Source organism: Aeromonas sp. R7-4 (assembly GCF_040908055.1).
GTDB lineage: Bacteria > Pseudomonadota > Gammaproteobacteria > Enterobacterales > Aeromonadaceae > Aeromonas > Aeromonas sanarellii.
Genome location: NZ_JBFODA010000028.1, coordinates 39,967 through 57,007, shown reverse-complemented (window position 1 = coordinate 57,007; position 17,041 = coordinate 39,967). Strand labels below are relative to the sequence as shown.

The window sequence follows — 17,041 nt, the reverse complement described above, 5'->3', positions numbered from 1 at the left end:
GTAACGGTTCACCCAGACCAGTTGACAGGTAAAAAATGAGACGATCGTCCGGTGATCCACTATTGCCTCTTGCGTGATCCTGTCAGCTTGGCACCATCAGGGGCATGAGCACATCCATGACCCCACCGGCCGCTTCGCCGCTGACCCTTGAGCAGGCTAATGAACTTATTCAGAAGCTGATGGCGCGCATCGCCGAGCTAGAAGACCGACTCAACCAGCACAGCGGCAATTCCTCCAAGCCTCCTTCCAGTGATGGGCCAGGCTCACCACCACCTGCTCGGCCGCGCCTTGCCTCAGGTAAAAAACGCGGCGCCCAACCGGGCCACAAAGGCGCTCGGCGTGAGCGTCATCCAGCGGATGAACGGCTGACGGTAATACCCCATTACCCTGCCAGACAGTGCGCCTGCTGTGGGGGCAATGTGGTATTTCATGACAAACCCTACCGCGTCCATCAGGTCTTTGACCTGCCCGAGGTCAGCTACAGGGTGACCGAACATCAGCTCTTTAGCGGCACCTGTTGTCATTGCATCGAGACCAGCCCGGCTCCGTTGCCCGAGACGGTGAGCAGCAGCCAGATGGGGACCAACCTGCTGAGCTACATCGCCCTGCAAAGTGGTCTGTTTCACCAGAGCATTAGCCAGATACAACAACAGCTTAAACAGCACTTCGGCCTGAGCTTCAGTCGCGGCGCCATCAGCGAGGCGCAAGGGCGAGTCAGTGCCATGTTGACCCCGACGCACCAGGCCATCAAACAACAAGTGCAATCAGCCTCCTGTATCCATGCCGATGAAACACGGCATCAGCGTGGTGGTGAGCGGCGCTGGATGTGGCTGGCACTGAGCAAGGTGGCCGTCTGTTTCATGACGGCGTTTGGCCGGGGTCAGGATGCGGCCAAACGGCTGCTGGGCTCAGAATTGGATGGCGTGTTGGTGACAGACCAGTACGCAGGATACCGTTTCATCGACAGCAGCCAGCGTCAGCTGTGCTGGGCCCATGTACTGCGCAATGTGGCAGCGATTGCCGACAGCGGCGAAAAGGTCAATCAGCCCATTGGGGCCCGACTGGTGCTTCTCGCAAATAGCGTATTCAGGGTTCGACATGGCTATGAACAAGGCGTGTTGAGCCAGAAACAATATCAGCGAAGGCTTGAGCGATGTCGGCAAAGCTGGCGAAAAGAGCTGGGGCGAGGCAGTTTGCTGTGCAGCAAGCGCTACCGAGGTCGCTGTCGGCTACTGCTCAAGGATGATGAAATGCTGTGGCGTTTTCTGGAAAACGACGAGATAGCCTTGACCAATAATGAGGCGGAACGGGCGCTACGCGGGTATGTGCTGTGGCGCAAGGGGAGCTATGGCGTTTGGTCACATCGGGGAGAGCTGTTTCGGCAGCGCATCTTGTCTTTGATAGAGACAGCCAAGCGGTTAGGTCGCTGTCCGCAGGAATGGCTGAGGGCCGTGGTCGGTGCCTGCATAGAGAAAACAGACTACCCGCTCCCGGAAGAGTTGTTGTCAACATCCTCCCGGTGAACGGTTACAATCTCGATGCGATCGACCCGCTGCAAGCCGCGGGGCAGCTTGGCGCCACGGCGGCCGCGCTCGCCGCGGTAGTAGTCAAGATCCGAAGGTTTGAGGGTCAGCTTGCGCTTGCCGGCGAACAGGGTCACCGACTGGCCTTGCGGGATGATGGCGGCCATCACCATAAACTCCTCCCGCGCCTTCACTCGCGCAGAGGGGATGCTGATGAGCTTGTTGCCCTTGCCCTTGCCGAGCACCGGCAGGGTGTTGAGCGGGAACAGCAGCATGCGGCCCTCGTTGGAGATGGCCATGCAGAGATCCGTGTCCGGCGCGCCTATCCTCTGGGGCGCCATGACGATGCCCCCTTCCGGCACGGTGAGCAGCGCCTTGCCGTTCTTGTTCTTGCCAATCAGATCGTCATATTTGCAGACGAAGCCGTAACCGGCGTCGGAGCAAATGAGATACGGCTCGCCTTCGTTGCCCATCACCAGATGGCGCACCTCTTCACCGGCCCCCAGCGCGAAGCGACCGGTGAGCGGCTCCCCCTGACTGCGGGCGGAAGGCAGGGTGTGGGCCTCCAGGGAGTAGGTTCTCCCCAGGGTGGAGAGGAAGACCGCCTGCTGGTTGCTGCGGCCATGGGCGTGGGCCAGATAACCGTCCCCCGCCTTGTAGGAGAGACCTTCCACATCCACGTCGTGGCCCTTGGCGGCGCGTACCCAGCCCTTGTCAGAGAGGATCACGGTAACCGGCTCACTCGGGGTGAGCTCCTTCTCGGTCAGGGCCACTGCTGTGGCACGTTCCACCAGCGGGGTGCGGCGATCGTCGCCGTACTTCTCGGCGTCCGCCAGCAGCTCCTTCTTGAGCAGGGTATTGAGGCGGCGCTCGGAGCCCAGGATGAGTTCCAGCTTGTCGCGCTCCTCGGCCAACTCTTCTTGCTCGGCGCGCAGCTTGAACTCTTCCAGCTTGGCCAGGTGGCGCAGTTTAAGCTCGAGGATCGCCTCGGCCTGGGTCTCGCTGATGTTGAAGCGCTCCATCATCACCCGACCCGGCTCTTCCTCGGTGCGGATGATCTCGATCACCTCGTCGATGTTGAGGTAGGCAATGAGCAAACCTTCGAGGATGTGCAGGCGGGCCAGCACCTTGTCGAGGCGATACTGCAGGCGACGGCGCACCGTCTCGCGGCGAAAGCTCAGCCACTCGGTAAGGATGGTCTTGAGGTCTTTCACCTGGGGCCGGTTGTCCAGACCCAGGATGTTGAGGTTGACCCGGTAGTTCTTCTCCAAGTCAGTGGTGGCGAACAGGTGGGCCATCAGCCCCTCCACGTCCACCCGGTTGGAGCGCGGCACTATCACCAGACGAGTCGGGTTTTCGTGGTCCGATTCATCGCGCAGATCGGTAACCATGGGCAGCTTTTTCGCCACCATCTGGGCGGCGATCTGCTCCATGATCTTGGCGCCGGAGGCCTGATGAGGCAGCGCCGTGATGACGATGTCGCCATCCTCCTCGCTCCACACCGCCCGCTGCTTGATGGAGCCCTTGCCGGTCTCGTAGATTTTGCGGATGTCGTCGCGCGGCGTGATGATCTCGGCGTTGGTCGGGTAGTCCGGCCCCTGTACATGGGCCATCAGGGCATCCAGGCCGGCATTGGGATTATCCAGCAGTTCCACGCAGGCGTGGGCCACTTCCCGCGCGTTGTGGGGCGGGATATCGGTCGCCATGCCTACCGCGATGCCGGTCACCCCGTTGAGCAGGATGTGCGGCAGGCGCGCCGGCAGCACCACCGGCTCCTTCATGGTGCCGTCGAAGTTCGGCGTCCACTCCACCGTGCCCTGGCCCAGCTCGGAGAGCAGCAGCTCGGAGAAGCGCGACAGCCGCGCCTCGGTATAACGCATGGCGGCGAAGGATTTGGGATCGTCCGGCGCCCCCCAGTTGCCCTGACCGTCCACCAGCGGGTAGCGGTAGGAGAAGGGCTGGGCCATCAGCACCATGGCTTCATAACAGGCGCTGTCGCCGTGGGGGTGATATTTACCCAGCACGTCACCCACGGTACGGGCTGACTTCTTGTGCTTGGAGAGGGCCGACAGACCCAGCTCGCTCATGGCGTAGATGATGCGCCGCTGCACGGGCTTGAGGCCGTCGCCGATATGCGGCAGGGCCCGATCCATGATGACGTACATGGAGTAGTTCAAGTAAGCCTGCTCGGTAAAGGTGCGCATTGGCTGGCGCTCGACCCCGTCCAGACTGAGCTCGATAGCATCACTCATGTGAAATTCTCTTCCGGTTCGGGAGCCGCCACAAGGCGACTCCGGCTAAATGCTTGCCGGCCCCGACAGGGCCGGCCAACGGCTTAGATGATGGCGAGGTTGCCCTTCTCTTCCAGCCACTCACGGCGATCGCTCGCCCGCTTCTTGGCCAGCAGCATGTCCATCAGTTGCAGGGTCTCGCCCCCTTCCTCCCCTTCCTCGCCCATGGTGAGTTGCACCAGACGGCGGGTGTTGGGATCCATGGTGGTTTCCCGCAACTGCTTGGGGTTCATCTCACCCAGCCCCTTGAATCGGGTCACCATCACCTTGCCCTTCTTCTTCTCGGCTTCGACCCGCTCCAGCACGCCGTTCTTCTCGTCTTCGTCAAGGGCGTAGTAGACCTCCTTGCCGATATCGATCCGGTAGAGGGGCGGCATGGCCACATAGACGTGGCCCTTCTCCACCAGCGCGCGGAAGTGCTTAACAAAGAGGGCGCAGAGCAGGGTGGCGATGTGCAGACCGTCCGAGTCCGCATCCGCCAGGATGCACACCTTGCCGTAGCGCAGGCCACTGAGGTCGTTGGAGTCGGGGTCGAGCCCGATGGCGACCGAGATGTCGTGCACTTCCTGGGAGGCGAGCACCTGACCGGCCTCCACCTCCCAGGTGTTCAGGATCTTGCCGCGCAGGGGCATGATGGCCTGGAACTCGCGATCCCGCGCCTGCTTGGCGCTGCCCCCCGCGGAGTCACCCTCCACCAGGAAGAGCTCCCCCTGCATGGGATCGGCGCAGCCGCAGTCGGTGAGCTTGCCGGGCAGGGCCGGGCCCTGGGTTATCTTCTTGCGCACCACCGTCTTGGCGGCGCGCATCCGGCGCTGGGCGCTGGAGATGCAGAGCTCCGCCAGCTGTTCGGCCAGCTCGGTGTTGCTGTTCAGATAGAGGCTGAAGGCATCCTTCACCACGCCGGAGACGAAGGCCGAGCTCTGGCGGGAGGAGAGCCGCTCCTTGGTCTGGCCGGCGAACTGGGGGTCCTGCATCTTGATGGAGAGGATGTAGGCGCAGCGATCCCAGATATCTTCCGGGGTCAGCTTGACCCCGCGCGGCAAGAGGTTGCGGAACTCGCAGAACTCGCGCATGGCGTCGAGCAGGCCCTGACGCAGGCCGTTGACGTGGGTGCCACCGAGGGCCGTGGGGATCAGGTTCACATAGGATTCGGCGAGGCACTCGCCCCCTTCCGGCAGCCAGCACAGGGCCCAGTCCACCGCCGATTGCTCGGTGCTGAAGCTGCCGACGAAGGGCTGCTCCGGCAGGCAGGTGAATTGCTTGACCGCGTCGATCAGGTAATCCTTGAGGCCGTCTTCGTAGCACCACTCAAGCCGGATGCCGGTGTTCTTGTCGAGGAACTTGATGGTGAGGCCGGGGCAGAGCACGGCCTTGGCTTTCAGCAGGTGCTCGAGTTTCGAGACCGAGAAGCGGGGCGAGTCGAAATAGCTCGGCTGGGGCCAGAAGCGCACCCGGGTGCCGGTGTTGCGACGCCCGCAGGTGCCTGTGATGGTCAGATCAGACACCTTCTCGCCCCGCTCGAAGGCGATGTCATAGACCTGGCCGTCCCGGCGCACCGTCACCTCGACCCTATCGGAGAGGGCGTTCACCACCGAGATCCCCACCCCGTGCAGACCGCCGGAGAACTGGTAGTTCTTGTTGGAGAACTTGCCGCCCGCATGCAGCTTGCAGAGGATCAGCTCCACGCCGGAGACCCCTTCCTCCGGGTGGATGTCCACCGGCATGCCGCGACCGTCGTCGATCACCTCGAGGGATTGATCCTCGTGCAGGATCACCTCCAGGTTGCGGGCATGGCCCGCCAGCGCCTCGTCGACGCTGTTGTCGATGACCTCCTGGCCGAGGTGGTTGGGCCGGGTGGTGTCGGTATACATGCCGGGGCGGCGACGCACCGGTTCAAGGCCATTGAGGACCTCAATGGCATCCGCATTGTATTGAGTAGACATGGAGGGCCTTGCGAATTGACGTTTGGGGGGAATCTTACTCGCTGGGAGGGTATTGGACAAACCCGTCGGCGGCAAAGCTTGATCCCGACCGGATAAGCCGCCGCCCCCGCCCCGTTCAGCTCGCCTCGACAGCCACCGGCAGCGCCTGCTGCAACTGGGAGAGCGAGCTGTGCAGCCGCCACACCATGCCGGCCAGTTCCCGCGCCGCCGGCTCCCTGTGGTTGGCCAGGGCCCCGCAGATCCGCTGCAGCTCGGCCAGGGTGCGATCCAAAGAGGCGTGCTGTACCCCCTGCTCGGTGAGGATCCCCTGCAGAGATCGGATACAGGCGTCGCGCACCAGGTAGAGGGGCTGATCCTCGCCGCGCCACTGGCGCAGCTGCCAGACGATGTGGCTGCAGTTGAGCAGCACCACGCCCCAGCGCAGCACCCAGAGACGGGCGGTCTGATCCTGGCTCTGGCTGAGCTGGCTGATGCAGTGGTAGATGAGGGATTCGAACTGGCTCTCGCTCTGGCGCGGGGCCGGCGCCAGCTGATCCATGAAGTGGCGGCGCAGGGAGCGGATAAGGCGGCGGCTCTTGCGCCGATCCGAGCTCGGCCGCAGCAGCTGGAACGCCAGAGCTGCGCTCATCACCCCCAGCGCCTGCCCCTGGCTGCCGTTGATGTACTGCAGGTAGTCGTAGCTCGGCGGATTGGTGATGGCGAGAAAGGAGCCGAGCAGCACGATAAGCTGGCCCCAGAGCACCGCCTGCCTGGGTTGTTGCTGCTTGAACAGCTGCATGGTGATGAGCGCGGGGAACAGCAGGGCGCAGAAGAGCCAGAAGTCGTCGAGCCGGATCATCAGGCCGAACTTGACCGCGAAGCAGATGAGGCTGAGCAGCAGGATCGCCTTGAGCATGGTGTTGGCCCCCTTGGCGGGCGCCGGGGTGGCCGAGTAGAGCACGCAACAGATGGAGAGCAGGGTCAGCGCCGAGCTGCCCGCATCCCACTGGCTGTGGATCCAGAAGGCGCAACCCAGCAGCACGCAGAGGAAGGTGCGCCCGCCGTTGTAGGCCGCCTCCAGCGTATCCGTGTGGCTGGTGAGCGAGGAGTGGCGTGGCGGTGCCGGCCACTCCTGATCGTCGTAGCGTGCCAGTCGATCCAGCCAGCGCTGACACTCCAGATAGCTCCAGCAGAAGTGGCGCAGCCGCCGCCAGAAGGTGTGCAGCCGGTAGTCGCTGGCCGCCGTCGGCACCAAGGGGGCCAGCAGCCGGGCGATGCGGTACTTGTCGCAGCCGGGCTGGCCCAGCTCGACCAGCAGCCGCTCCAGCAACGCCTGCAGCCCCTCAGGTTGCGTCGGCCAGTTGTGCAGCATGCGGCGCTGGCTGGAGATGAGGCTGATGAGCCGCAGCTGGCGGTGCAGCAGGAAGTTGAGCAGCCGGTTGTGGCGACGCAGCCGATGGTGGCTCCAGACCGCCTGGATGCGCAGCACGTTCATGGTGAGGATCTGGCCGATCAACCCCTCGTGGGCGGTGCGCACCTCCGGGCTCGCCTCCCCCAGCCAGAGTAGCTGGGCATGCTCCAGCAGGCGGGCCTGGGTCTTGTGCAGCGACTGCAGCAGGGTCTCGCCATCCGAGGTGCTGGGCAGGATCATCATCAACAGGCCGCCGCAGAGGATGCCGATGATCACCTCGCTCACCCGCGCCTGGGCGATGTCGAAGATGTGTTGCGGGTCGGTCAGGTTGACGCAGGAGAAGGCGATGATGGCGGCGGTGTAGCCCGCCAGCGCAAAGGCGTAGGAGACGTTGTTCTGATGGTGGTTGGAGATGTAGGTACAGAGCGCCAGCCAGAGTGCGATGAGGAAGCTGAACAGCCAGGGATCGCTGATGCCAAGGCCGGTGATCACCACAGCTGCCATGGCGCCGATGAGGCTGCCCACTACCCGCCCCAGACTCTTGCTGATGACGCCGCCCACGGTGGGAAAGCTCACCACGGCGGCTGAGGTCATCGCCCAGTAGGGGGAATCCAGCGCCAGCACGAAGGCCAGCCAGAGCGACAGGCACATCGCCAGGCTGTTGCGCAGGGCGTAGCGCCACTGGCCGCCATTGGCCTTGCCCCAGGGGGTCTGGCGCCAGAGCGAGGCGGCCACCTTACTCCCCTATGGTGATGGTGCAGGTGGTGCCTGCGATCAGCGTCAGCTCTGGCGGCACCTCCAGCAGCTTGATCCGCACCGGCACCCGCTGGGCCAGCCGCACCCAGGGCACATTGGGTTTGACGTCCAGCAGCAGGTTGTCGGCCCCCTCCACGCTCTGATCATGGATGGCGCGCCCTATGCTCTCCACTTCGCCGCGCAGCCGCTGCGCCCCGCTGTAGAGCACCACCTCGGCCGGTTTGCCCGGCGCTATGTGCCTGAGCTTGGTCTCCTCGAAGTAGCCCTGCACGTAGAAGGAGTGGATGTCCACCAGCGCCACCAGCGGCACGCCGGCGCTGGCATAGTTGCCGACCCGGGTCTGAAGGTTGGTGATGTAACCGTCGCTCGCGGCATGAACCCGGGTCTTGGCCAGCGACCATCTGGCCTGCTCCAGATTGGCCTGGGCCACCTGGTAGGCCGCCTTCATCGCCTGGGCGTTGAGGCGGGCCTCGTCCACCGCCTCGGCGGAGATGACGCTGCGGGAGAGGCTCTGGCGACGGCCCGCCTCGTGCTCCGCCCTGTCGAGATCCGATTTGGCCTTGGCCAGCGCCGCCTGGGCGTTATCCAGCGCGATCCGGTAGGGCTCGGGATCCAGGGTAAAGATCTCCTCCCCCGCCTTCACCAGCTGGTTGTCTTTCACCGCTATCTTGATGATCTTGCCCGATACCTCTGGGGTGATGCTGACCAGCTCGGCCCGCACCTTGCCATCCCGGGTCCAGGGCCCCTGCATGTAGTAGTTCCACAGCCACCAGCCCGCAGCCAGCGCCAGCGCGCAGACCAGCAGGGTAGAGAAGTATTTGAGGGTCGCGAGGGGTGATTTAGCCATGTAGCAATATCCATAGGGCGCCGCTGACGGCGAGGATAAACAGGGAGAGATCCATCAGCAGGGGATGCCAGACATCCCCGCCGTAGAGCCAGTCACGCAGCAGATGATGCAGCGGCAGCCAGCCCAGCAGGCCGAGCAGCACCGCCTTGAACAGGGGAGGAAAGTAGAGAGAGGCGCCAAGGACAAGGTCGGGCAATGCGGAAGAGATGGGCAATGACAGGCTCCCTGTGGGCGGAGGAAGGGGTGCGCCAAGGTTAACACAGCCGACAGCGGCGACAGAAGCGGGTGACTCCTTCCCCGCGTCGTCGCCTCAATCGAACAGGGTATCCCGCCGACCCTCGCGCAGATGGGCGTGCAGGGTGCGCAACTGGGATGCCACGACCCGATGGCGAGAGAGCGGGGGCAAGCCGTCGATGGGGAAGTACGCCGCGCCCTGGGTCTCATTAGTCTCGGTGAGTAGCGCGCCCCCCGTCACCTCGCACAGGAAGAAAGCCTTGTGGGCATGGGGCAGTTGCGGGGGATGGGGATGCTTGAACTTGTCGAACAGGGCCAGCAGTTGCACGGCCCGGCAGGCGAGGCCGGTCTCCTCCACCACCTCGCGCACCACGGCCCCCGCCGGCGAGTCGCCGATGTCGCACCAGCCCCCCGGCAGGGTCCAGAGCCCGTCGCAGCGCTCCTGCACCAGCAGGAGATGGCCCGCATCGTTCTGGATGAAGGCTCGCACATCCAGCTTGGGGGTGGGATAACCGCTATCCAGGGCGATCCAGTCGCCGATGGCTTCCGGTGCCAGCTCGCTCTGGCTGGCGATGAGCGCCACAGTGGCGGCTCGCAGCGCCTCGAAGCGGCCGATATCGAAGGGATCTTTGGAATAGGTAAGCCCGGCCTGCGCCGTGGCCAGCACCTGTTCCAGAAAGGCGGCCAGTGGCGGTTGCACGGCTAGAGCCCGAGGAAGCGGACGATCTGGGCGGGGTAGCGCTCGAAGCCTGTGAAGGCGTGGTTGCCACCGCACTCCAGCGACAGGCGGGCAAAGCGGTATTCGTCCAGCACCTTGCGATAATCGAGCACTTCATCCTCCTGCTGCTGCAGGATCCAGAGCCGCTCGGGGGCCGTCACCGGCACCGCCAACGCCCGCAGCTCATCCATATGTGCAGGCAGTAACTCATAGCGTTCGCCGCTGTAGGGGTTGGTCTGGGGACCGAGGTAGTCGCAGAGCAGTTCATGAGGGCGCACCGCCGGGTTGATGAGGGCGGCGCGGCAACCATGCAGCTCGCTCACCCTGGTCGCCATAAAGCCGCCGAGGGAGCTGCCCACGGCGCCGAGCTTGAACGCACTGCCGTGACGGGCTTTCAGGCCGGCGATGGCCTGCTCGATGGCGGACCAGGCCGCCGCTGGCGTATTGGGCTGGGCCGGGATCACCACCTCGATGTCGGGCCTGTGCTCGGCCACCCAGGCCGCCATCTGTTGCGCCTTGGCCGAGCCGGGGGAGGAGTTGAAACCGTGCAGATAAAGCAGAACGGAGGTCATGCAGGCCTCCTCAATAACCGGTGGCATCGGGGTCGGGCACGAACTGCCCCATCGGCAGGCGCCACACCTGGCTCGCGACCCTGCCGTCCGGATGCAGGGTGAGATAGCGCCAGCCCGGGCCGGACTCGTCCAGGGCGAAGCCGTCGGAGAGCGGCTTGAACTGGATGCAGGTGGAGGGGCTGGCGATCAGCCGCACGCCGCGATGCACCTCGTCAAACTCCTGGTGGACGTGGCCGAACAGTATGGTCTTCTGCTGCGGGTGGCGGGCCAGCACGGCAAACAGGTCGTCGGCATTCTTGAGGTTGTGCTGATCCAGCCAGGCGCAGCCCACCGGCACCGCCTGATGGTGCAGGGCGATGAGGGCATGGCGCTCGGGGTGCTGGCGCAGCGCCTGATCCAGGGCCGCCAGCTGGTGATCCCCCAGCACGCCGTGGGGTTTGCCACGCACCTGGGTGTCCAGCAGGATGATCTGCCAGTGCTCCCCCACCAGTTGCTTGGCCTCGCTGATGCCGGCCGCATGCAGGTATTCGGTCATCAGGGGGCCGTCGTCGTGGTTGCCGGGCAGCCAGTAGATGGGGCGAGCGAGCGGCGCCATCATGGAGGCGAAGCGCTGGTAGGACTCCGGGCTGTGATCCTGGGAGAGATCCCCGGTGGCGAGGATGAGATCGAACGGGTGGTCATTGGCCTGCACCTGTTCCAGCACGGCGGCCAGGCTCTGCGCCGTGGGCACGGCCAGCAGCCGCCCCTCGGCGCTCGCGAAGAGATGGGTGTCGGTAATCTGTAACAGGCGCACACTGCCGTCCGGCGCCTGAGGTAGCTCTGTTTCCAAAATCACGCTTCTTTTTTATGGGTTCAACTAGAGGATGTTGATCAGGCTGGTGCCGTGTTTGAGACAAAATCTTAACCAATCGGCCAGGAATAGATTTACCTGCTCTTTTTCATCCCTGTGATGCATTTTTTGATTGGGATAATCATAACGTGGTTGCAACATTGAAATCTGTTGCGCCGCACACACTTCCGCCATTCGCACATCATGATACAAACGAATCTCTATCCGGGCTTGCAAGTAGCTCGGCAATTCGGGGTTGTGCTGGGCCAGGATCACCTGGCTGGTGAAGCGACTCTCCTCGGTCACCGTGAGCTGGAACTGCAGGCCGTTGCCCACCTGATAGCGGCGCTCGGCACCCACGCTGCCACCGGGCGGCAACAGTTTCATCAGCGCCATGTAATTGACCTCGCAGGTACGCTGCAAGGACATCAGATCGGGCACATAGCGCTTCATCGGGCTCTGGACCAATGGCATGTTGCGGCTCCATCAATCAGGGTCCACGAAGGGTGGACCCGCTGCATGGTGATCAAGTCGGACACATGACACCTGACCCTGGCCTGAACGAGTGCCACCTCAGCGCCCCGCCAACCAGCGGGCCCGCAGTTCGCCGTGGTTGAGGGCCAGCCACTGCAGGGCGATGACGGAGGCGGCGTTGTCGATGCGCCCCTCCTTCAGCCAGGCATAGGCCTGCTCGCGGCTCACCACGTGCACCCGGATGTCTTCACCTTCCTCCGCCAGACCGTGGATCCCCGCGGCCCGGCTCGCATCCACCTCGCCAACGTAGACTTCGATGCGCTCTGTGCTGCCACCCGGGCTCACCAGATAGCTGATGGCGTGTTCACAGCGGCCCACCTCGATCCCCGCCTCTTCCACCGCTTCGCGCCGCACCACGGCCTCGGCGGTCTCCCCTTCATCTATGATGCCGGCCACCAGTTCGAGCAGCCAGGGGGTGGCGCTGGTCTCCATGGCGCCGATGCGAAACTGCTCCACCAGCACGATCTCATCCCGTACCGGATCATAAGGCAGCAGGGCGGCGGCATGGCCGCGCTCGAACAGTTCCCGCACTATGGGCTCATTCCAGCCACCGGCAAACAGCCTGTGCTGCAGGCGGTAGACGTTCACCTTGAAGAAGCCGTTATATCCGGCTGATTTCCCGATGATTTTCACATCATCGCCGGAGTAGTGACGGGTTTGAGGCAAGGCTTGCTGTGACATATGAGACTCCTACCAGCTTGACTTGGCCTGGTTTGACCATAATATTCGGGGGCATGAATGAACATTCATTCATTTGCTCTCGCCGATGATGAGGGAAGGATTTTAGCAGCCACAGGACATTTGGCTAGGCGGGTTGCCGAGAAAACCTGCCCTGCCTCTTGACGTTTCCGTTACTGGAAAAGAGACAGTTCGCAATGAAATCTGCTTATAGTAGAGTGGTTAAGCTGAAATCAAGCTTGGTCGGTGACAATCCCCCCCTTCATCCAGCGGACAGCTTTGGGTTGATACATAAGGTTAAAAATATCATATGAAAAGAACACTCTTGTCAGTCATGGTGATGCTGGGTGTGAGCGGCGCCGCTCATGCCGAAAACCTGCTCGAAATTTACCAACAAGCCCAGATCAAGGATACCCAGCTGTTGGAATCCAAGGCCAAACGGGACCAAGCCTTCGAGAAGATCAACGAATCCCGCGCAGCCCTGCTGCCCCAGATCAACCTGGGTGCCGGCCTCAACTACCTGCAGAACAAGGACGATACCCAGACCAACACGGGCGCCACCGGCTCAGTGACGCTGGATCAGTCCATCTACCGCCGCAGCAACTGGGTCAACCTGGACCTGACCGAGAAGAGCGCCACCCAGTCCGACGTGGCCTACAACCTCGAGTACCAGAACCTGATGCTGCGTACCGCCCAGGCCTATTTCGACGTGCTCAAGGCGATGGATACCCTGGAATTCGTGCGCGCCAACAAGACCGCGGTGGAACGTCAGCTGGAACAGACCCAGCAGCGCTTCGAAGTGGGCCTGACCGCCATCACCGACGTTCATGAGGCCGAGGCCGAGCGCGACCAGGCGCTGGCGGACGAGATCAATGCCGAGAACACCCTGGACAACAGCTACGAGAGCCTGCGCGAGCTGACCGGCATCGATCACCGTCAGCTGGACGTGCTCAACACCGAGCGCTTCAGTCCGCAGAAGACGGCCTTCAACTCCGACAAGTGGCTGGAGCTGGCCCTGGACAAGAACCTGGAGCTGCACAGCGCCCGCATCGGCAAGGACATCGCCAAGGAGCAGATCGATCTGGCCAAGACAGGCCACGAGCCGACCCTGGATCTCGGCGCCGGGCTCAGCGCCGGTTACAACGATTACAAGGATGAGATCCGCAACCCCGAGAGCAACAGCAACCAGGGCAATATCGGCCTGAACTTCAACCTGCCGCTCTACACCGGCGGGGCCACCACCTCCCAGGTCAAGCAGGCGCAGTTCAACTACGTGGCCGCCAGCGAACAGCTGGAGCGCAGCTTCCGCTCGGTGCAGAGCACGGTCCGCTCCTCCTACAACAACGTGAACGCCAGCATCGGCTCGGTGCGCGCCTACAGCCAGTCCGTCATCTCCGCCGACAGCGCCCTGAAGGCGACCGAGGCCGGGTACGAAGTGGGCACCCGCACCATAGTCGACGTGCTGGACGCCACCCGCAAGCTGTATCAGGCCAAGCAGAAGCTCTCCGAGGCCCGCTACAACTACATCCTCAGCATCCTCTCCCTGAAGCAGGCCGCCGGCATCCTGGAGCAGAAGGATCTGGAGGAGGTCAACCAGGGGCTGATGCCCGCGGCCCAGGTCACCAAGCAGTCCTGAGCCAGGCGCACACCATGAAAGAAGGCGACCCCGGGGTCGCCTTTTTTATGTCTGCACAGTAGTCAAACCACTCACTTCCAACCTATCCCGGTAGGCGTCGTTGTTGAAGGCAGTTTGAATCAGGACAGCGCACAGAAACCGGAGCGTACTGGAGTACGTGAGCCCTTGGTTTCACATAAGCGAGCACTGCCCGGGTTCAAAATGGCGAATAAAATAGCCTAATAGGATGGGTTTAGCCGCGCTCGCGGATGGTCTTGATGATGTCGCTGGTGGAGCAGCCGTCCTCGAAGTTCAGCACCCGCACCTCGCCGCCGTTGGCAGTCACCTCGGCATAGCCGGCAATCTCTTCGGGCTTGTAGTCGCCACCCTTGACCAGCAGGTCCGGCAGGATCTCGGCGATCAGGCGCTGGGGAGTGTCCTCGGAGAAGGGGACCACCCAGTCCACGGCGCCCAGGGCCGCCAGCACCGTCATGCGGCGTTCGGTCGGGTTCACCGGGCGACCCGGCCCCTTGAGGCGGCGCACGGATTCATCGGTGTTCACCGCCACGATCAGGCGATCCCCCAGCTTGCCGGCATTGGCCAGATAGGAGACATGGCCCGCGTGCAGGATGTCGAAGCAGCCGTTGGTCATCACCACCTTCTCGCCCCGCAGGCGGGCGGCCTGCACGGCCACCTTGAGCTGGGCCTCGGACATGACGCCAAAGCCGGTCTCCTGCTCGGTGTAGAGCGCATTGGCCAGCTCCACCGGGCTGACGGTGGAGGTCCCCAGCTTGCCGACGACGATGCCGGCGGCGGTGTTGGCCAGGGCGCAGGCCTCGTCCAGGCTCATGCCTGCGGCCAGGGAGGTCGCCAGGGTGGAGATGACGGTGTCACCGGCACCGGTCACGTCATAGACCTCGTGGGCCTGGGCCGGCAGGTGCAGCTCGGGCTGGCCTTCGCGGATCAGGGTCATGCCGTTCTCGGAGCGGGTCACCAGCAGGGCGTCCAGCTCGAAGCGCTTGACCAGATCCAGTCCCTTGGCGACCAGATCCTCCTCCCCCTTCACCTTGCCCACCACGGCCTCGAACTCGGACATGTTGGGGGTCAGCAGGGTGGCACCGCGGTACTTCTCGAAGTCGGTCCCCTTGGGATCCACCAGCACGGGAATGCCGGCGACGCGGGCGCGGCGGATCATGCCAGGCACGTCGTTCAGGGCGCCCTTGCCGTAGTCGGAGAGGATCATCACGTCCGCCTCGGGCAGCGCCTGCTCCACCTTGCCCATCAGCAGGCTGGCGTCCACGTCGTGGAAGGCCTCCTCGAAGTCGAGGCGCAGCAGCTGCTGGTTGCGGGAGAGCACCCGCAGCTTGGTGATGGTCGGGTAGTCGGTCAGGCGAACGAAATCACAGGCCACCTTGACCCCCGCCATCTGGCCGGCCAGCGCGTCGGCGGCCTCATCCTGGCCGGTCAGCCCCAGCAGCACGGCCTGGGCCCCCAGGGCCGCCGAGTTCAGGGCCACGTTGGCGGCGCCACCCGGACGTTCCTCTATGTGTTCGACCTTGACCACGGGCACCGGTGCCTCGGGGGAGATGCGGCCGGTGGGGCCGTGCCAGTAGCGATCCAACATGACATCGCCAACGACCAGAACGCGGGCTTTTTCAAACTCGGGCAGGGTGATCTTCATCTGTATCGGCTCTCAAAACCTGAAAATTTCAGCGGGCGATTTTATCACACTCTTTTCCCCGGCGTGAAAAAAGCGCGGCACCGCCCACCGCCACCCGCCCCTGCCGACCCCTCTGACCAGGCGACGCTGATTCGCACCCGCCCCTGTTTTTCGGATAGAATCCCCAGATTGCGAGTGGCGCCATCCGCACGGCCAGGCACGAGCACGGCTCGTCCCCGTTCGGCTGGACTCCCCTATTTTGCGTTTGTGAACAAGAGACTCTTCATGGCCCAAGAACATGCTCCCCGCCTCGAACCCCGTCTGTTCCATCCCCGTTACTGGGGCAGCTGGTTCGGCCTCGGCCTGCTCTGGCTGCTGGTGTTGCTGCCCTGGCGCAGCCAGATGTGGCTGGGCCGCCAGCTCGGGACCCTGGCCCGCAAAGTGCTGAAATCCCGCGTCAAGATAGCGCGCCGCAACCTGGAGCTGGCCATGCCGGAGCTGAGCCGGGATGAGCGCGAGGCCCTGCTGGTGCAAAACTTCGAGAGCGTGGGCTGCGCCATCTTCGAAGTGGGGATCGCCTGGTTCTGGCCGGACTGGCGGATGCGCCGCCTCATGAAGGTGGAGGGGGAAGAGCATGTTATCCGGGCCGTTGAGCAAGGCCAGGGCATGCTGCTGCTCTCCTGCCACTTCCTCACCCTGGAACTCAACGCGCGCTGCTTCGGCCTGGTGCGGCCCGGGGTCGGCGTCTATCGCCCCAACACCAACCCGGTGCTGGAGTACGCCCAGTACCACGGCCGCTGCGCCTCCAACAAGTACCTGGTGGACCGCATGGACGTGAAGGGCATGATCAAGGCGCTGCGCAACGGCGATGCCCTCTGGTACGCGCCGGATCACGACTACGGCAGCCATGCCAGCGTCTTCGTGCCCTACTTCGCAGTCGAGCAGGCCGCCACCATCACGGGGACCGCCACCCTGGCGCGGGTCAAGAACACCGTCACCCTGCCCTGCTACAACATCCGCACCAAAGAGGGCTACACCCTGCATATCGGGGCGCCGCTGGAAGGCTACCCGAGCGGCGACGATCTGGCCGACGCCAGCCGCGCCAACCGCGAGATCGAGGCCGCCGTGCGCAAGGCCCCGGAGCAGTACATGTGGCTGCACCGCCGCTTCAAGACCCGTCCCAGCCCGGAAGATCCCAGTTACTACTGATAGAGGCATTCACCGCTGCTTCAAGATTCGCTTCGACCCGGAGGATGCCGGTTACTACTGGGAGACATTCACCGTCTCCCCAAGACCCGCTTCGACCCGGAGGATGCCGGTTACTACTGGGAGACATTCATCACCTCCCCAAGACCCGCTTCGACCCGGAGGATCCGGGCTGCTGCCGATGGGATTGAGCAACCGGCCCCAATGAGAAAGCCCTCGCACTGCGAGGGCTTTTTGTTGTCTGC

14 protein-coding genes are annotated in these 17,041 nt (G+C 63.7%); 3 read left to right on the top strand and 11 right to left on the bottom strand.

The window, feature by feature from the left end:
• The first annotated feature begins 104 nt into the window (after positions 1 to 104).
• Positions 105 to 1,523 (top strand): IS66-like element ISUnCu16 family transposase, encoded by a 1,419-nt coding sequence (locus tag AB5Y72_RS07085; protein ID WP_201972752.1) that lies wholly within the window; start codon positions 105 to 107, stop codon positions 1,521 to 1,523.
• Here AB5Y72_RS07085 and parC read toward each other — a convergent pair.
• The 10 genes from parC to nudF form a co-directional block, all read right to left on the bottom strand.
• On the bottom strand, positions 1,481 to 3,775 hold the full coding sequence (parC, locus tag AB5Y72_RS07080) for a DNA topoisomerase IV subunit A (RefSeq protein WP_368198772.1): 2,295 nt from the start codon (positions 3,773 to 3,775) through the stop codon (positions 1,481 to 1,483). The genes AB5Y72_RS07085 and parC overlap by 43 nt on opposite strands.
• Positions 3,776 to 3,858: 83 nt before the next feature.
• Positions 3,859 to 5,757, bottom strand: coding sequence for a DNA topoisomerase IV subunit B (gene parE / locus AB5Y72_RS07075; protein ID WP_368198771.1), 1,899 nt, complete (start codon positions 5,755 to 5,757; stop codon positions 3,859 to 3,861).
• A gap of 115 nt (positions 5,758 to 5,872) precedes the next feature.
• Complete coding sequence (locus AB5Y72_RS07070) at positions 5,873 to 7,882, bottom strand: FUSC family protein (RefSeq protein ID WP_368198770.1); 2,010 nt, start codon at positions 7,880 to 7,882, stop codon at positions 5,873 to 5,875.
• Position 7,883: 1 nt separating this feature from the next.
• Positions 7,884 to 8,750 carry an efflux RND transporter periplasmic adaptor subunit gene (locus tag AB5Y72_RS07065; RefSeq protein ID WP_368198769.1) on the bottom strand — a complete coding sequence of 289 codons (867 nt, stop codon included), beginning with the start codon at positions 8,748 to 8,750 and terminating at the stop codon, positions 7,884 to 7,886.
• Positions 8,743 to 8,964 carry a DUF1656 domain-containing protein gene (locus AB5Y72_RS07060; protein ID WP_325783570.1) on the bottom strand — a complete coding sequence of 74 codons (222 nt, stop codon included), beginning with the start codon at positions 8,962 to 8,964 and terminating at the stop codon, positions 8,743 to 8,745. Before AB5Y72_RS07060 ends, AB5Y72_RS07065 begins: the two co-directional genes overlap by 8 nt.
• Before the next feature lie 96 nt (positions 8,965 to 9,060).
• The gene (locus tag AB5Y72_RS07055) at positions 9,061 to 9,684 is read right to left on the bottom strand and encodes an NUDIX hydrolase (protein WP_368198768.1); all 624 of its coding nucleotides are present in this window, start codon (positions 9,682 to 9,684) and stop codon (positions 9,061 to 9,063) included.
• Positions 9,685 to 9,686: 2 nt separating this feature from the next.
• Positions 9,687 to 10,274, bottom strand: a complete 588-nt coding sequence (locus AB5Y72_RS07050; RefSeq protein WP_368198767.1) for a YqiA/YcfP family alpha/beta fold hydrolase — start codon at positions 10,272 to 10,274, stop codon at positions 9,687 to 9,689.
• Between the two features lie 10 nt (positions 10,275 to 10,284).
• Positions 10,285 to 11,103 carry a 3',5'-cyclic-AMP phosphodiesterase gene (cpdA, locus tag AB5Y72_RS07045; protein ID WP_042076814.1) on the bottom strand — a complete coding sequence of 273 codons (819 nt, stop codon included), beginning with the start codon at positions 11,101 to 11,103 and terminating at the stop codon, positions 10,285 to 10,287.
• A gap of 27 nt (positions 11,104 to 11,130) precedes the next feature.
• On the bottom strand, positions 11,131 to 11,577 hold the full coding sequence (locus AB5Y72_RS07040; protein ID WP_219142935.1) for a DUF1249 domain-containing protein: 447 nt from the start codon (positions 11,575 to 11,577) through the stop codon (positions 11,131 to 11,133).
• Positions 11,578 to 11,676: 99 nt separating this feature from the next.
• Positions 11,677 to 12,318 carry an ADP-ribose diphosphatase gene (gene nudF / locus AB5Y72_RS07035; protein ID WP_318162104.1) on the bottom strand — a complete coding sequence of 214 codons (642 nt, stop codon included), beginning with the start codon at positions 12,316 to 12,318 and terminating at the stop codon, positions 11,677 to 11,679.
• A gap of 307 nt (positions 12,319 to 12,625) precedes the next feature.
• Here nudF and tolC point away from each other — a divergent pair, with 307 nt between their 5' ends.
• A complete protein-coding gene (gene tolC / locus AB5Y72_RS07030) occupies positions 12,626 to 13,951 on the top strand; it encodes an outer membrane channel protein TolC (protein WP_042076817.1) in 1,326 nt (441 codons plus the stop codon).
• A gap of 232 nt (positions 13,952 to 14,183) precedes the next feature.
• Here tolC and hldE read toward each other — a convergent pair whose 3' ends face one another.
• The gene (hldE, locus tag AB5Y72_RS07025) at positions 14,184 to 15,611 is read right to left on the bottom strand and encodes a bifunctional D-glycero-beta-D-manno-heptose-7-phosphate kinase/D-glycero-beta-D-manno-heptose 1-phosphate adenylyltransferase HldE (RefSeq protein ID WP_219142937.1); all 1,428 of its coding nucleotides are present in this window, start codon (positions 15,609 to 15,611) and stop codon (positions 14,184 to 14,186) included.
• A gap of 264 nt (positions 15,612 to 15,875) precedes the next feature.
• On the opposite strand from hldE, the gene lpxL reads away from it, so the two are divergent.
• Positions 15,876 to 16,799 (top strand): LpxL/LpxP family Kdo(2)-lipid IV(A) lauroyl/palmitoleoyl acyltransferase, encoded by a 924-nt coding sequence (gene lpxL, locus AB5Y72_RS07020; RefSeq protein ID WP_209793703.1) that lies wholly within the window; start codon positions 15,876 to 15,878, stop codon positions 16,797 to 16,799.
• The last annotated feature ends 242 nt before the right edge of the window (positions 16,800 to 17,041 follow it).

Excerpts from the sequence above, each read along its gene's own strand:
- AB5Y72_RS07050 (WP_368198767.1), bottom strand. The coding sequence starts at position 10,274 with ATGACCTCCGTTCTGCTTTATCTGCACGGTTTCAACTCCTCCCCCGGC.
- parE (WP_368198771.1), bottom strand. The coding sequence starts at position 5,757 with ATGTCTACTCAATACAATGCGGATGCCATTGAGGTCCTCAATGGCCTT.
- lpxL (WP_209793703.1), top strand. The coding sequence starts at position 15,876 with ATGGCCCAAGAACATGCTCCCCGCCTCGAACCCCGTCTGTTCCATCCC.
- AB5Y72_RS07065 (WP_368198769.1), bottom strand. The coding sequence starts at position 8,750 with ATGGCTAAATCACCCCTCGCGACCCTCAAATACTTCTCTACCCTGCTG.
- AB5Y72_RS07085 (WP_201972752.1), top strand. The coding sequence starts at position 105 with ATGAGCACATCCATGACCCCACCGGCCGCTTCGCCGCTGACCCTTGAG.
- tolC (WP_042076817.1), top strand. The coding sequence starts at position 12,626 with ATGAAAAGAACACTCTTGTCAGTCATGGTGATGCTGGGTGTGAGCGGC.
- AB5Y72_RS07040 (WP_219142935.1), bottom strand. The coding sequence starts at position 11,577 with ATGCCATTGGTCCAGAGCCCGATGAAGCGCTATGTGCCCGATCTGATG.
- parC (WP_368198772.1), bottom strand. The coding sequence starts at position 3,775 with ATGAGTGATGCTATCGAGCTCAGTCTGGACGGGGTCGAGCGCCAGCCA.
- nudF (WP_318162104.1), bottom strand. The coding sequence starts at position 12,318 with ATGTCACAGCAAGCCTTGCCTCAAACCCGTCACTACTCCGGCGATGAT.
- hldE (WP_219142937.1), bottom strand. The coding sequence starts at position 15,611 with ATGAAGATCACCCTGCCCGAGTTTGAAAAAGCCCGCGTTCTGGTCGTT.